Consider the following 15,332-nt stretch of genomic DNA (forward strand, 5'->3'; position numbering starts at 1 on the left):
ACAGCACCGTGTGGACACTCGCACTGGGGCCAACCGATCCGCGCTGAGCGAAACAGGCCGCGACAATGCGTCGCTCCCAGGCATCACGTGTTGAAATGGTGCAACCACCCGGCACCACCTGCGATCCGTGAGGAGCACAGCAATGACCCAGACCGTGCAGGACCCCTCCATCGACGAAGTCAGCAACCACCAGCTGACCGCCGCCGACCGTTGCGACAGCTGCGGGGCGCAGGCCTACATCCGAGCCACCATGTCGAGCGGCGAGCTCTACTTCTGCGCCCACCACGGCGCCGAGTTCAAGGACAAGCTCGCGGCGACCGCCATCGAGTGGCACGACGAGAGCAGCCGACTCTACGAGTCGAAGTAGTCGCAACCGACACGAAGACGGGAGGCGCGGTGCCAGCTGGCACCGCGCCTCCCGTCGTTGCGTGGTCGCGTTCGACGTCCGCAACGAGCGACCCCGTCAGGCGATGCGCTTGAACGCCTTGTCCACGTACCGGTCGACCGTCGCGCGTGCTTCGCGGGCGTAGCGGTCGATCGTCGCCGTGCGCTCGGCGTCCGGCGCGTACTCGCGGCCCAGCCGTGCCGTCGCTGCGGCGAGGACGCCGTCGGTGAGCTGCGGGTTGAGCGGCAGGATCGGCCCCTGCGTGTGCGTCCCGAAGGAGTTCCCGACGATCGCGCCCTCGACCGGGGTACCGGCCTGGTTGCCGCCGCCGGAGACGACGTCGGCGAAGGGCGTAGCCCCCGACGCCAGCTCGATGCGGGTCGCGTGGTCCTCGAACCCGGCGAGACGCTTCGGTGCTCCGGGGAGCAGCGGGTACCGGGTCTCGAGCACGAAGTAGTTCACCCGACGCTCGGCGCCGCGGACGGCACGGGCGTCGAACACCCCGAACCCCGCGACCGGAGCACCCTCGGTCGGCACGACCTCGTTCGTCGCGAGGTCGAACCCTCCGCCCACGGCGACGACCGGCACACCGTCGTTCGCGAACGCCCGGAGCGCCCCGCCGATGCGCGTGACGTCGTCAGCCAGGGACCGCATCGCGCTGAGCGGACCGTTGCCGATCACGACGACGTCGGCCGCGGTGGGCAGCTCGTCACCCGGCGCGTACTCGAGGACCTGTGTCTCGATGTCCGCGGCGGCCGCACGGCGCACGAGGGCCGCGACGTTGCCGCGGTCGCCCGAGACGCCCATCTGCCGGGGGTAGACGTGCAGGATGGTCAGCCGGTCGGCCGTCATGCGGTCTTCTCCATGTCCGGGTGGCCGAGGGCCTTGCGGGCGATCATCATGATCTCGTAGTTGACGATGAAGTTCTTCGTCCCGCGCGTCGTCGAGCCGAGCTGCTCCATGTGCTTGATGGCTGCCTCGACGTCGGGTTCGACCCGACCGATGCGGACACCGGCGTGCTCGAGCGCGATCGCGATCTGCCAGGCCTTGTCACCGGAGACGACGTCCACGTGGTCGAGCTTCGAGAAGTCGATGTCGTAGATCCACGAGATGTCCGGCGTGCCCTCGTCGATCGCCATGAGGACCTGCTCGGGCTGGTCCGGCAGGGCGTCGAGGTTGAGCTGCAGGCTCGCGGCGTTCTTGAACATCGTGAACTCGGCGGACTCACCCGCGATGGGCAGTCGCTCGCCACGGCCGTACGCCGGCTTCATCGTGCCGAACGCCTTCGTCACGGCCTCGGCGCGGAACTGCGCTCCGAGGGCCGCACTCGCCGTCGCGGTGGCCGCAGCCGCGTCGACCGCGTAGTGCAGGCCGCGGGCGGGCAGCCGGACCGGGATCTCGGCGCCGTCGAAACGGATCGTCGCGCCGTCGCCCGTGTGGGCCACGACCTCGGCGTCGGCGGTGTGCTGGGCACGGTCACCGGCGTCGAACGAGTCGGCGTTCTGCAGGCCGTTCGGTGCCGCGGCGATGACCTCGTCGCTCGCACCGAACCGCAGGACGCGCTGCCCGGGGGCGCCGGAGTAGCCGTCGAGGAACTGGTCGTCGTGGTTCGTGATGACGTTCGCCGTCGACAGCGCGGCGGTGTCGAGCATCATCGTCGCCACGCGCTCGGTCTCGAAGAACCGGTACAGCTGGTCGACCTGCACGTTGAGCATGGTCACCGTCGAGGGCGACAGGATGCCGGCGAGCTCGACCGCGAAGGCCTCGTCGACCTCGAGGATGCCGATGTCCGCCTTGAGGCGACCGGTCAGCGAGACCTCGGACAGCAGTGCCGACGCGATGCCCTGCGGGAGGTTCGCGCCGGACGGGTTCGTGAAGACACGGAGCCCGTGGGCACGGACGATGTCGGAGATCATGTGCGTCGTCGTCGACTTGCCGTTCGAGCCGAGCACGAAGACGACGCCGTTCGGGAACTGCTTCGTCACGTGCTGCAGGAAGTCCGGCACGAGCTTCAGGACGATGAACCCCGGGTACGCGGACCCGCCGCCCCGCGCACGGGCGAGGGCGCGGAGGATCCGCCCGATCAGGATCGGGATGAAGAAGCGCACCGGCTTACTCGAGGTAGTCGCGCAGCGACTGCGACCGCGACGGGTGGCGGAGCTTCGCCATCGTCTTCGACTCGATCTGACGGATGCGCTCACGCGTCACGCCGAACGTGTCACCGATCTGGTCGAGGGTCTTCGGCTGGCCGTCACCGAGGCCGAAGCGCATGCGGATGACGCCCGCCTCGCGCTCGGACAGGGAGTCGAGCAGGCTCTCGAGCTGCTTCTGCAGCATCGTGAAGCCCACCGCGTCGGCCGGCACGACCGCCTCGGTGTCCTCGATGAGGTCACCGAACTCCGAGTCGCCGTCCTCACCCAGGGGCGTGTGCAGCGAGATCGGCTCGCGGCCGTACTTCTGCACCTCGACGACCTTCTCCGGGGTCATGTCGAGCTCGCGGGCGAGCTCTTCCGGAGTGGGCTCGCGACCGAGGTCCTGCAGCATCTGGCGCTGGACACGGGCGAGCTTGTTGATGACCTCGACCATGTGCACCGGGATGCGGATGGTGCGGGCCTGGTCGGCCATGGCGCGGGTGATGGCCTGGCGGATCCACCAGGTCGCGTAGGTCGAGAACTTGAAGCCCTTGGTGTAGTCGAACTTCTCGACCGCACGGATCAGGCCCAGGTTGCCCTCCTGGATGAGGTCCAGGAACTGCATGCCGCGACCGGTGTACCGCTTCGCGAGCGAGACGACCAGGCGGAGGTTCGCGCCGAGCAGGTGCGACTTCGCACGCTGTCCGTCACGGGCGACCCAGCGCAGTTCACGCTCGGCGGGCTTGGAGAGCCCCGTCGCGTGCTGCAGCTTGTCCTCGGCGAACAGGCCGGCCTCGATGCGCATCGCGAGCTCGACCTCCTGCTCGGCGTTGAGCAGGGCGACCTTGCCGATCTGCTTGAGGTAGTCCTTCACCGGGTCGGCGGTGGCGCCCGTGATGGTCGTCGAGTAGACCGGCGCCTCGTCGTCGTCGGTCTGCGAGATGACGAGCGCACCGGCGGCGACCGCGGCAGCGGCGTCCGGCTTGGCCGTCTTGTCGTCGGTGTCGTCGGCCTCGTCGGTCGGCTCCTCGACGGGCTCGTCGGAGGCGATCGCCTCGTCGACGGCGTCGGTCTTCTTCGCCTTGGGCGCCGCCTTCTTGGCGGGCGCCTTCTTGGCGGGGGCCTTCGTGGCGCGCTTCTTCGGCGCTGCGGTGCCCTCGGTGTCCGTGGCGTCCTCTGCCACAGCGCCCTCGGGCTCGGTGTCCTTCGTGGGATCGATCGTCGTGCTCCGGGCAGCCATGCGATCACCTCTCTCGTCGTGCCACGTTCGTGGGGTCGTGGCCTCCCTCGCCGCCCAGGTCCCGCGCCGCAGTCCCCCGCGTCGTACGAGTCCTACCGTTCAGGGCAGCACTAGGACCCATGTCAAGTCCCCCGAGTTCACCGGCGCACCGAAGTGTTCCGACAGACAGGGGTCCCGAACGGGTCCGTGAACATTATTGCACGTGCCGCTTCCGCAGGCGTGCAACGAGTGCAACCCAGAGTGGCCCGACACGTATTCCCTCTTCCGAGTGCAGCACCCGTCGGGTCCGACGACGGGCGTGCAGGAGCATCCCGACACCGAAACCGACCACCACGTACTGCACGGTGAGGGCGACCCGGAAGTTCTCCCAGGCGAACACCTCGGTGCCCGAAGCCCGCGCAGCGACGTCGAGCACGACGCCGATCAGGTACATCATCACGAAGGCGGCGAGGAACCCGCCGACGTTCACGACACCGTTCGCCGACCCGAGCGAACCGACCGGGTTGAAGGTGCGGGCGAAGTCGAACCCGATGAGCGATCCGGGTCCGCCGATCCCCATCGCGACGACCAGCAGCACGAGCAACCACGTGGGCGGGTGCCCGGGCCAGAGCAGGATCGCCGTCCAGAGCACCGCGAGCAGGACGACCACGCCGAGCACGAGGTTCGACCGACGCATCGGGAACCGTGCACACAGCAGTCCGAGCACCGGACCGGCGACGAACCCGACGGCGACGATCACCGTGAGGAACCCCGCGGCCTCGCCCGGTGAGTACCCGAGCCCGCGGAGCATCGGCACGCCCCACAGCAGGGAGAACACCGTCCCCGAGGACTGCGTGACGTAGTGCGACCAGAACCCCAGCTGCGTGCCGGGTCGTCGGAGCGCGTGGCCGAAGGTGCTGAACGCGGCACCCCACGAGTGCGGCAGCGGGATCGTGTCGGTGCGCACCGGGACGGGACCGTTCCGCACGAAGACCACGGCGAGGACGAGACCCACCGCGCTGGCAGCGGCCGCGACCCCGAAGGCCGGCGTCCAGCCGACGGTGTGCAGGAGCACCGCGAACGGGAACGCCGAGAGGATCTGGCCGATCTGCCCGAGGTTGCCCGTCCACTGCGAGATCTGCGGCAGGATCCGACCGCTGAACCACATCGGTACCAGGCGGATCACCGAGATGAAGGTCATCGCGTCACCGGCCCCGACCAGCACCCGCCCCACGATGGCCGGCCCGATCGACGGCGAGACCGCGACGACCGCCTGCCCGACGACCAGCAGCGCGGCGCCGAGGAGCACGAGCCTGCGCGGCCCCACCCGGTCGAGTGCGATCCCCACCGGGATCTGGAGACCGGCGTAGACGGCGATCTGCACCACGGCGAGGCTGGACAGCACGGCGGCGGAGACGGCGAACCGGTCCTGCGCGTCGACACCGGACACCCCGAGCGAGGACCGCTGCACGACGGCGAGGACGTACGCGAGGACCGCGACGCCCCAGATCAGGAAGGCACGACGGGAGTTCACCGGACCAGGCTACCGACGCGTCCCCGCGTCGATACGCGACGACCGTCGCCGACGCGCGTCACGCCGTGAAGGCGACCACGGGTCGGCCTGGAGGCGCGGTGCGGGCCCGCCACGGGCCTCCAGGCCGTCCTGTCGGAACGTCCGGATCCCGCGACCGCTAGTCGGTCGTGTCGCCCTGCGTGCGTCGGTCGGCCAGGAAGCGCTCGAGCTCGGCTGCGATCGCGTCGGCGGTGGGCACCTCGCCGTCGACGCCCGTGAGCGGCGACGCGACGGGGTTTCCCTCCATGTACGTGTCGTGCCGCTCCTCGAGCACGGAGACCAGCCGCTGCAGCTCGGCGTTGCCGGCGACCTGCTCGTCGACCCGGGTGAGGAACTCGCGGCCCGCTTCGCGCAGGGGGTCGGTCGGGAAGATCAGGCCCGTGGCGGCCGCGATGCCGGACAGCGCGGCGACGGCGGCGTCCGGGTACTCGGTGTCCGACAGGTAGTGGGGCACGAGCAGCACGAGCCCGGTGACCTGCTTCCCCGTCTCGCTGAGCCGGTGCTCGACCAGGTGGAGGACGTTCGCCGGGGCCTGGGTCTCGGGCTTCCAGACGCTCATCTGCTCGACGAGGTCGGCCCGGGTGCCGGAGACGGTGAGGCTGATCGGACGGGTGTGCGGGACCGGCATCGGGATGGACTGCACCCACGTGGTGTCGGCGACCTGCAGGTCGGCCGCGAGGCCGGTGACGGCACGGACGAAGCCGTTCCACTGGAAGTCCGGCTCGTAGCCCGACAGGAACAGGAACGGCTGGCCGATCTCGTCGCGGACCAGGTGCAGCGCCAGACGGGGCGGTTCGACGGCACTGATGTGGTCGTGTTCGAAGGTGATGACGGGGCGACGGGCACGCCAGTCGAGCAGCACGTCCGGGTCGAACTCCGCGACGAGCTCGGTGTCGAGGTCTTCGAGGATCGAGTTCGTCACCTGCGCGACGGCCGATCCGGCGTCGGCGAAACCGGTCAGCCCGGCGATCAGGTGCAACCCTGCTGGCACGGTCGGGGCGTCCGCATCGAACGTGTAGAGCTCCTCGGGGTGGTTCACCGTCCCCATGCTAGGCGGGGCGTCCGACGTCCCCGGTGCGCGACGACCACGCCGACAGCGAACAGGCCGTCGGTAGGGTTGGGGCATGGTCCGACCGACGCTCTCCACCACCAGTTCACCCCCCGAGACCACCACCGCCGACGTGCTCGTCGTCGGGGTCCGTCCGGGCTCGTCCGGTGAGGCCGACAGCACCGCTGTGCTCGCCCCCACCGCCCTGGGGACGGTCGACGCCCTCGCCGGACTCGACCTCGCCGCGATCGGGGTCACCGGCGCGAAGGACCAGCTCGTCCGCCTGCCCGCCACCGGCGTCGGCGCCAAGTCCGTCGCGCTGATCGGTCTCGGCTCCGCCACGGGTGCCGCTGCGATCCGTGCGGCCGCCGGCAGCGCGGTGCGCCAGCTCCCCCGGGTCGACTCGATCACGCTCGCCCTGCCCACCGACTCGGCCGAGCTCGTCGACGCCGCCCTCGAGGGCGCGGCGCTCGGCGCGTACGCCTTCACCCGGCACAAGGGCACCGGCACCAAGGCCCCGGCCCGCGGTGACCAGCGCATCGAGGTCGTCGCCCCGGCCGACGTCGCCGCCGACGCCGCCGTGCGCCCCGCGATCGTCGCCGACGCCGCGTCGCTCGTGCGCGACCTGGTGAACACCGCCGCGGGCGACCTCGGGCCGCAGGACGTCGCCGACGTCGCGACCGGGTTCGCCTCGGACCTGCCGCTCACCGTCGAGGTCCTCGACGAGCAGGCGCTCGAGGAGCAGGGGTTCGGCGGCATCCTCGGCGTCGGCCGCGGTTCGGCGCGTCCCCCGCGACTGGTCGTCGTCCGGTACGCGCCGGAGTCCGCCACGAAGCACCTCGCCCTCGTGGGCAAGGGCATCACCTTCGACACGGGCGGCCTCTCGCTCAAGCCCGCGGCGTCGATGCTCGGCATGAAGACCGACATGACCGGTGCCGCCACGGTGCTCGCCGCGACCGTCGCCGCCGCCCGCCTGGGGCTGAACGTGCGCGTGACCGCGTGGCTCGCCCTCGCCGAGAACATGCCCTCCGGCACCGCGACCCGCCCGGGCGACGTCCTGACGCTGAAGAACGGCACCACGGTCGAGGTCACGAACACCGACGCCGAGGGCCGCCTGGTGCTCGGCGACGGGATGGCCGCCGCGTCGCTCGAGCAGCCCGACGCCCTCGTCGACGTCGCCACGCTGACCGGTGCCCAGGTCGTCGCGCTCGGCGACCGCACCACCGGCCTGATGGGCAGTGACGACCTCGTCGCGAAGGTCCGTGCCGTCGCCGAGGGCGTCGCGGAGCCGATCTGGCCGATGCCGCTGCCCGAGGAGCTCGAGGCCCGGCTGTCCAGCGACGTCGCCGACATCGTCAACGCCACGGTCGGCAACCCGGCTGGCGGCATGCTGCTCGCGGGCAAGTTCCTCGAGCGCTTCGCCGGCGAGGGTGTCCCCTGGGCGCACCTCGACATCGCGGGTCCGTCGGAGAACAAGGGCGGCGGGTACGCCTGGTTGGGCAAGGGTGCGACGGGCGTGATGGTCCGGACGCTCATCGCTCTCGCAGAAGACCTCCAGTCCGAGTAGTAGGTTTGGTACCGGTGGGAACGGCGCACCGACGCGCCTCCCACCGGTACTGCACGGGACGGGACCGGAACCATGCGGTCCGACCGTCGGACGCCGCCACCGCGGTGTCCAGTGGGCCCGATCGGCCCGACACGCACGAGGGAGTTGCACCAGGTGACGGAACAGACTTACGACGTCGTGGTCCTCGGTGGCGGGAGCGGTGGGTACGCCGCAGCGCTCCGGGCCGCCGAACTCGGCATGAGCGTCGCGCTCATCGAAGGCGACAAGCTCGGAGGGACGTGCCTGCACCGCGGCTGCATCCCGACGAAGGCGCTGCTGCACGCCGCGGAGATCGCGGACGGCGCGCGTGACGCCGAGAAGTACGGCGTGCTCGCGGAGTTCGCCGGCGTCGACGTGCCCAAGGTCATCGACTACCAGCAGGGCGTCATCAACTCCAAGTACAAGGGCCTGCAGGGCCTGATCAAGGCTCGCGGCATCACCGTCGTCGAGGGCTGGGGCCGCCTGACCTCGCAGAACACCGTGCAGGTCGGCGACCAGACCGTGACCGGCAAGAACATCGTGCTCGCCACCGGCTCCTACTCGAAGTCCCTGCCGGGGCTCGAGATCGGCGGCCGCGTCATCACCTCCGAGACCGCGCTCCGCATGGACTACGTCCCGAACAAGGTCGTCATCCTGGGCGGCGGCGTCATCGGCGTCGAGTTCGCCAGCGTGTGGAAGTCCTTCGGCGCCGAGGTCACCATCGTCGAGGGCCTGCCGCACCTCGTCCCCGCCGAGGACGAGTCGATGTCGAAGCAGCTCGAGCGTGCGTTCCGCAAGCGCGGCATCGAGTTCTCGCTCGGTGTCCGGTTCCAGGGCGTCGAGCAGCACGAGAACGGCGTCGTCGTCACGCTGGAGGACGGCAAGACCTTCGACGGGGACGTCCTGCTCGTCGCCGTCGGCCGTGGCCCGGTCACGCAGAACGTCGGCTACGACGAGGTCGGCGTGGCGATGGACCGCGGGTTCGTCACCACGAACGAGCGTCTCGCCACGAACCTCCCGAACGTCTACGCCGTCGGCGACATCGTCCCCGGTCTGCAGCTCGCCCACCGCGGCTTCCAGCAGGGCATCTTCGTCGCCGAGGAGATCGCCGGCCTCAACCCGGTGGTCATCGAGGACAAGAACATCCCGAAGATCACCTACTCCGACCCCGAGGTCGCGTCGGTCGGACTCTCGCAGGCCAAGGCCGAGGAGCAGTACGGCGCCGACAAGGTGGACTCGTACGAGTACAACCTCGCCGGCAACGGCAAGAGCCACATCATCGGGACCTCCGGCTCCGTCAAGGTCGTGCGCGTCGTGGACGGCCCCGTCGTCGGCGTCAGCATGATCGGTGCCCGCGTCGGCGAGCTCATCGGTGAAGCCCAGCTCGCCGTGAACTGGGAGGCCTACCCGGAGGACATCGCTCCCCTGGTGCACGGTCACCCGACCCAGAACGAAGCCCTTGGCGAAGCCTTCCTGCACCTCGCGGGCAAGCCGCTGCACGCGCTGTGACCGGCACCGGTCCGCGCACTGTGACCATGACAACACCAACCACTGCAATCCCCCGCGAAGAGGAGTCCACCCGATGAGCGAATCCGTCAACCTCCCGGCGCTCGGCGAGAGCGTCACCGAGGGCACGGTGACCCGATGGCTGAAGAACGTCGGTGACCGGGTCGAGGTCGACGAGCCGCTGCTCGAGGTCTCGACCGACAAGGTCGACACCGAGATCCCGTCGCCGATCGCCGGCGTCGTCGAGGAGATCCTGGTGCAAGAGGACGAGACCGTCGAGGTCGGCACCGCCCTCGTGAAGATCGGCGACGGCTCCGGCTCGTCCGACGGTGGTTCGGACTCGTCCGACTCCGACGCGAATGCCGCCGCGGCCGACGCCGAGGAGCCCGAAGCCGCTCCGAGCACGGAGCAGGAGTCCGAGACCCCCGCACCCGAGCCCACCGAGCCCGAGCCGGCCCCCGCCGGACAGACGCAGCCCGCTGCGCCGCAGGCTCCGTCCGCTCCGCCCGCCGCGGCACCGGTCCCGGCCGCCGCGCCGGTCCCGCCGCCCGCCGCCGCTCCCCCGGCAGCCGTCCCGGCCCAGGCCGCTCCGGCAGCTGCACCGGCTCCGGCGTCCGCGCCGAACGCCACGGCCGCCGCCGCGGTCCCGAACCCCACGCAGGACGGCGCAGCCTCCGGCTACGTCACCCCGCTGGTGCGCAAGCTCGCCAACGAGCAGGGTGTCGACCTCTCGACCGTCACGGGTTCCGGTGTCGGGGGGCGCATCCGCAAGGAGGACGTCCTCGCCGCCGCCGCGAAGGCTCCGGCCGCCTCGGCCGCAGCAGCACCTGCCGCCGCGTCCGGCCCGTTCGTCGCCGAGGTCTCGCCGCTGCGCGGAACCCGCGAGAAGATGACCCGCCTGCGCAAGGTGGTCGCCGAGCGTGCCGTGCAGTCGATGACCTCGACCGCACAGCTCACGAGCGTCGTCGAGGTCGACGTCACGAAGGTGGCGCAGTTCCGCGACGCGCACAAGGCGGAGTTCCTCGAGAAGACCGGCTCGAAGCTCTCCTTCATGCCGTTCTTCGCCCTCGCGGCGTCCGAGGCGCTGAAGGCCCACCCGAAGATCAACTCCACGGTCGAGGGCGACGAGATCGTCTACCCGGAGACCGAGAACGTCTCCATCGCGGTGGACACCGAGCGTGGCCTGCTGACCCCGGTCATCAAGGACGCGGCCTCGCTGGACCTGGCGCAGTTCTCGAAGTCCATCGCGGACCTCGCCGAGCGCACCCGGAACAACCAGCTCAAGCCCGACGAGCTCGCCGGCGGCACGTTCACGCTGACCAACACCGGTTCGCGCGGCGCGCTGTTCGACACGCCCGTGGTGTTCCTGCCGCAGTCGGCGATCCTCGGCACCGGCATCGTCACGAAGCGTCCGGCGGTCGTGAAGGTCGACGGCCAGGAGGCCATCGCCATCCGCTCGTTCGTCTACCTGGCGCTGTCGTACGACCACCGGATCATCGACGGTGCGGACGCCTCGCGGTACCTCGTCGCGGTGAAGAACCGCCTCGAAGAGGGCAACTTCGCCCCGAACCTCGGGTACTGATCCCAGCAGCACGGCCGACGGCCCCGGTTCCCCTCGTGGGGGCCGGGGCCGTCCCCGTTGCCGGGCGTTCGACGTCAACCGCGGCTGAGCAGGGTGAGGGCGGCGACCACCGAGCCGACGGCGACGACCAGCCCCACGAGCACCCGGCGGAGCGGGAGTGTCCGGTCGGCTCCGAGCGGGACGCCGTGTTCGACGACGTCGCGGAGGCGCTCGAGCAGTCCGTCCTGCCCGTTCGGTGTCGGCGGCTCGGCGAACACGAGGTCGCTCGGCACCGGGGTCCACCGGAACGGGCGGGGCGGGGCACTCGCACGGACGACGTCGAGTGCCGCTCTGGCGCTCGGACCGTCGCCGTCGAGGGCGTCCTGCAGCGCCTCGAGCACCTGGACCTGGGTGGGGTCGGCCGAGTCGACGCGGTCCCACACCGTCCGGGCCGCCAGCACGAGGGTCCGGGTCGCGTCCGCCGGGTGGGTGATGCGCGTCGGGGTCGTCGGGGTCGTCGGGGTCGTCGCGTTGTTCGGGCGGTCGCAGAGGACGACGGCGCCGGAGTCGTCCACCAGCACGTCGTCGATGCCGGCGGTACCGAGCAGGACGGCGCCGTCGTGCGCCGCCACGAGGAGCTCGAGGAGCGGTACCGCGAGGGTCACCGCGACGCCGGTGGTGGGGGTGCCCAGTCGCTCGAGGGCCGCCACGAGTGGTGTGCCGGTCGGCCGGTCGAGGTCGACCACGAGATGCCCCGTCGGGGTCCGACCGACGGCGGCCACCGGGACGAGGTGTCGTTCGACGGCCGCGGAGCGGTCGGCGACCCACGTGAGCACATCGGTCTCATCGCCGGTGGCGATCCAGCGATCGGGGTGGTGGTCGGTGCTCGTCTCCATGGTGACCAGGGTGACGGAGGCGGGGCGGGCCTCCAGGCTGTCCTGCAGCACCTGTGGACAAGACGTGTTCGCGCACAGCCGGACGCGCGACGGTCTCCCCCGGCGCACGGAGGCCGTATCCTGTTCGCATGGCACGCAGCTCTTCCACAGACAAGAAGGCGAAGGAGCCGGGGCGTCTCAAGCAGATGTTCCAGGTCTTCCAGATGACCCGAAAGGCCGACCCGTCGTCGGTCTGGTGGTTCGCCCTCGCCTTCGTCGGCCCGGTCGTCCTCGGTGTCCTGCTGGCCCTGCTCCTGCCGGGGCAGAACTGGCTCGCGATCATCCTGTGGATCGTCGCCGGTGTGCTGCTCGGTGTGCTGCTCTTCCTGATCGTGCTGGGGCGTCTCGCCGAACGGGCCGCGTACTCGCAGATCGAAGGGCAGCCGGGTGCCGTCGGCGCTGTGCTGTCGAACTCCCTCCGTCGCCAGTGGCGCTCGAGCGAGATGCCCGTCGCGGTCCACGGCCGGTCGCAGGCGGCGGTCTACCGCGCAGTCGGCCGTCCCGGTGTCGTCCTGATCACCGAGGGCCAGCGTGGCAACCTGAACCGCCAGGTCGACGAGGAGCGCCGCAAGGTCCAGCGCATCGTCCCGAACGTCGCCGTGCACGTGCTGCACGTGGGTGACGGCACGGGCGACAGCCTCACGCTGCACAAGCTCCCCCGCGCGATGAACAAGCTGAAGAAGTCGCTCAACCGCAACGAGGTACTGGCCGTCGCGAACCGCCTCGACTCCCTGACGCAGAGCCCCGCCGCAGCGATCCCGAAGGGCATGGACCCGATGCGCGCCCGTGCCGGACGGCCGCGCTGACCCAAGCTCCACATGCACGAGAACGCCCCCGTCCAGATGGTCGGGGGCGTCTTCGTGTGTGGGTGAGGTGACGGCGGGGCGTCGATGTTCGCGACGCCCGCACCGTGCGACCTTCGCTGAACCGTGCGAGGTTCCCAGTTCGGTGCGGGACTCCGACCGCGCACGGGGCGGGGAAGCTCGGATCGGATGAGCAACCTCGCACGGTGCGAGGGCGAGCGGCGGAGGCCCTGCATGGTGCGAGGTTGCGTACTCGGTGCGAAGGGACGGAGCGCGCACGGAGTACGCAACCTCGCACCAGACGATCAACCTCGCACCGTGCCGATGCGGATGGCCAGCGCGCCGCACCCGCGGCCGACGCGATCAGCGGCGGACGAGCACCGTCCCGGCGATCCGGTCGTGCGCGCCCCGGCTGTCGCGGTCGATGATGAGCGCCGGCACGACCAGGCAGAGCAGCACCGTACGGACGATCGGCCGCCACACCCCGACGTAGCCGCCGCGCATCGGGACGACCCGCAGCCCGACGCAGATGTGCCCGAACGACCCGGACAGCAGGCAGATGAACACGATCTGCAGCACGGCGAAGATGGCGAGCTGGATCCAGGTGTGGGCGATGTCACCCGAGCCGTTCATCGGCGACCACACGCCGGTGACGTACGCGACGAGGTCGGCCAGGAGCCCGTCGATCAGCAGTGCGACGACCCGCCGACCGATGCGACCGACGCTCCGCGGCCCCTCTTCCGGCAGTCCGAGGTCCTTGCCCGGCCACCCGTCCGGGTGTTCGGAGGGCGCGGACGGACTGGGGGTGCTGCGGGCCATGGTCCCAGCGTAGGCGACGGCCCGGGCGTAACACGCCTGAAACAATCCAGTCATGTCCGGGAAACCCCGTGTCAATAGCCTCGTCGGAGGTGCCTTGACCGGTGCCTCCGACATCACCCAACCCATTGGAGATCGGCCCCATGTTCAGCGATTCCTCCGAGGTTCTGGCCTTCATCAAGGACACCGACGTCAAGTTCCTCGACATCCGCTTCACGGACCTGCCCGGTGTGCAGCAGCACTTCAACATCCCGGCATCCACCGTCGACGAGGACTTCTTCTCGGTCGGCCAGCTGTTCGACGGCTCCTCCATCCGCGGCTTCGCGTCGATCCACGAGTCCGACATGCAGCTGATCCCCGATGTCACCACGGCGTACGTCGACCAGTTCCGCGCCGAGCGCACGCTCATCATGATCTTCGACATCTACAACCCGCGGAACGGCGAGATCTACGGCCGCGACCCGCGCCAGGTGGCGAAGAAGGCCGAGAAGTACCTCGCGTCGACGGGCATCGCGGACACCGCGTTCTTCGCCCCCGAGGCCGAGTTCTACATCTTCGACGACGTCCGCTACTCGGTCACGCAGAACGAGTCCTTCTACGCGGTCGACTCGGAAGAGGGCGCGTGGAACACCGGTCGTGACGAAGAGGGCGGCAACCTCGCCAACAAGACCCCGTACAAGGGCGGCTACTTCCCGGTGTCGCCGGTCGACAAGACCGCCGACCTGCGCGACGACATCACCCTCAAGCTGATCGACGCCGGCTTCGAGCTCGAGCGCTCGCACCACGAGGTGGGCACGGGCGGCCAGCAGGAGATCAACTACAAGTTCGACACGATGGTCCACGCCGCGGACGACATCCTGAAGTTCAAGTACATCGTCAAGAACACCGCTGACCAGTGGGGCAAGGTCGCCACGTTCATGCCGAAGCCCCTGTTCGGCGACAACGGCTCGGGCATGCACACCCACCAGTCGCTCTGGTCGGACGGCAAGCCGCTCTTCTACGACGAGAACGGCTACGGCGGACTGTCGGACCTCGCCCGCTGGTACATCGGTGGCATCCTCAAGCACGCCCCGGCGCTGCTCGCCTTCACCAACCCCTCGATCAACTCGTACCACCGCCTGGTCAAGGGCTTCGAGGCCCCGGTCAACCTGGTCTACTCGGCCGGCAACCGCTCGGCGGCGATCCGCATCCCGATCACCGGCACGAACCCGAAGGCCAAGCGCATCGAGTTCCGTGCGCCCGACGCCTCCGGCAACCCGTACCTCGCCTTCGCCGCGCAGCTGATGGCGGGCCTCGACGGCATCCAGAACCGCATCGAGCCGCACGAGCCGGTCGACAAGGACCTCTACGAGCTCCCCCCGGAGGAAGCGAAGGGCATCCCCCAGGTCCCCGGCTCCCTCGACGAGGCACTCGACGCACTCGAGGCGGACCACGAGTTCCTCACGAAGGGCAACGTCTTCACCGAGGACCTCATCCAGACCTGGATCGACTACAAGCGTGAGAACGAGATCCTCCCGCTGGCCCAGCGCCCGCACCCGTTCGAGTACGAGCTGTACTTCGGCGTCTGAGTCTCTGCCAGCACGAAGGGCCCCGCACCGTCAGGTGCGGGGCCCTTCGCCGTGCCGGCCACGTTTCGGGGTGGGCGACACCTCACGGGCCGCGCCGCCCGTGAGGTGTCGCCCAGCGCGTGCCGACGCGGCCACCGTGAGCGCGGGGCGCGGAGGCGACCGCCTGGAGGCCCGGTGCCGGTCCGGCGGGCGGGTGCCGGG

13 protein-coding genes are annotated in these 15,332 nt (G+C 70.3%); 6 read left to right on the forward strand and 7 right to left on the reverse strand.

Annotation, left to right across the window (positions count from 1 at the left end; translation table 11 throughout):
- Positions 1–142 precede the first annotated feature (142 nt).
- Positions 143–367: a DUF7455 domain-containing protein gene (locus KK097_RS10530; RefSeq protein ID WP_017886093.1), complete on the forward strand. Its 225-nt coding sequence runs from the start codon at positions 143–145 to the stop codon at positions 365–367.
- Positions 368–463: 96 nt separating this feature from the next.
- Here KK097_RS10530 and KK097_RS10535 read toward each other — a convergent pair whose 3' ends face one another.
- From KK097_RS10535 to KK097_RS10555, 5 genes are all read right to left on the reverse strand, one after another.
- Positions 464–1,237 (reverse strand): type 1 glutamine amidotransferase, encoded by a 774-nt coding sequence (locus KK097_RS10535; protein ID WP_214544682.1) that lies wholly within the window; start codon positions 1,235–1,237, stop codon positions 464–466.
- The gene (locus tag KK097_RS10540) at positions 1,234–2,493 is read right to left on the reverse strand and encodes a MurT ligase domain-containing protein (RefSeq protein ID WP_214544683.1); all 1,260 of its coding nucleotides are present in this window, start codon (positions 2,491–2,493) and stop codon (positions 1,234–1,236) included. The genes KK097_RS10535 and KK097_RS10540 overlap by 4 nt, the downstream gene beginning before the upstream one ends.
- 4 nt (positions 2,494–2,497) lie before the next feature.
- Positions 2,498–3,757 carry an RNA polymerase sigma factor gene (locus tag KK097_RS10545; RefSeq protein WP_027465462.1) on the reverse strand — a complete coding sequence of 420 codons (1,260 nt, stop codon included), beginning with the start codon at positions 3,755–3,757 and terminating at the stop codon, positions 2,498–2,500.
- Positions 3,758–3,950: 193 nt separating this feature from the next.
- Complete coding sequence (locus KK097_RS10550; protein ID WP_214544684.1) at positions 3,951–5,270, reverse strand: MFS transporter; 1,320 nt, start codon at positions 5,268–5,270, stop codon at positions 3,951–3,953.
- Positions 5,271–5,427: 157 nt separating this feature from the next.
- Positions 5,428–6,357 (reverse strand): proteasome assembly chaperone family protein, encoded by a 930-nt coding sequence (locus tag KK097_RS10555; RefSeq protein WP_214544685.1) that lies wholly within the window; start codon positions 6,355–6,357, stop codon positions 5,428–5,430.
- 76 nt (positions 6,358–6,433) lie between these two features.
- Between KK097_RS10555 and KK097_RS10560 the strand changes: the two genes are divergently transcribed.
- From KK097_RS10560 to sucB, 3 genes are all read left to right on the forward strand, one after another.
- A complete protein-coding gene (locus KK097_RS10560) occupies positions 6,434–7,924 on the forward strand; it encodes a leucyl aminopeptidase (RefSeq protein WP_214544686.1) in 1,491 nt (496 codons plus the stop codon).
- A gap of 153 nt (positions 7,925–8,077) precedes the next feature.
- Positions 8,078–9,451: a dihydrolipoyl dehydrogenase gene (gene lpdA, locus KK097_RS10565; protein WP_214544687.1), complete on the forward strand. Its 1,374-nt coding sequence runs from the start codon at positions 8,078–8,080 to the stop codon at positions 9,449–9,451.
- 73 nt (positions 9,452–9,524) lie between these two features.
- Entirely contained in the window at positions 9,525–11,030 is a 1,506-nt protein-coding gene (sucB, locus tag KK097_RS10570; RefSeq protein ID WP_214530470.1) for a 2-oxoglutarate dehydrogenase, E2 component, dihydrolipoamide succinyltransferase, read from the forward strand.
- A 74-nt stretch (positions 11,031–11,104) separates the two neighbouring features.
- On the opposite strand, the gene KK097_RS10575 is transcribed toward sucB, so the two are convergent.
- Positions 11,105–11,905, reverse strand: coding sequence for a hypothetical protein (locus KK097_RS10575; protein ID WP_214544688.1), 801 nt, complete (start codon positions 11,903–11,905; stop codon positions 11,105–11,107).
- A gap of 128 nt (positions 11,906–12,033) precedes the next feature.
- Between KK097_RS10575 and KK097_RS10580 the strand changes: the two genes are divergently transcribed.
- Positions 12,034–12,750 (forward strand): DUF4191 domain-containing protein, encoded by a 717-nt coding sequence (locus tag KK097_RS10580; RefSeq protein WP_214530468.1) that lies wholly within the window; start codon positions 12,034–12,036, stop codon positions 12,748–12,750.
- Positions 12,751–13,110: 360 nt separating this feature from the next.
- On the opposite strand, the gene KK097_RS10585 is transcribed toward KK097_RS10580, so the two are convergent.
- Entirely contained in the window at positions 13,111–13,566 is a 456-nt protein-coding gene (locus KK097_RS10585) for an RDD family protein (protein WP_214530467.1), read from the reverse strand.
- A 140-nt stretch (positions 13,567–13,706) separates the two neighbouring features.
- On the opposite strand from KK097_RS10585, the gene glnA reads away from it, so the two are divergent.
- A complete protein-coding gene (gene glnA / locus KK097_RS10590) occupies positions 13,707–15,131 on the forward strand; it encodes a type I glutamate--ammonia ligase (RefSeq protein ID WP_017886082.1) in 1,425 nt (474 codons plus the stop codon).
- Positions 15,132–15,332: the final 201 nt, after the last annotated feature.

It is taken from the genome of Curtobacterium flaccumfaciens (assembly GCF_018598405.1).
In the GTDB taxonomy this organism is placed as follows: domain Bacteria; phylum Actinomycetota; class Actinomycetes; order Actinomycetales; family Microbacteriaceae; genus Curtobacterium; species Curtobacterium aurantiacum.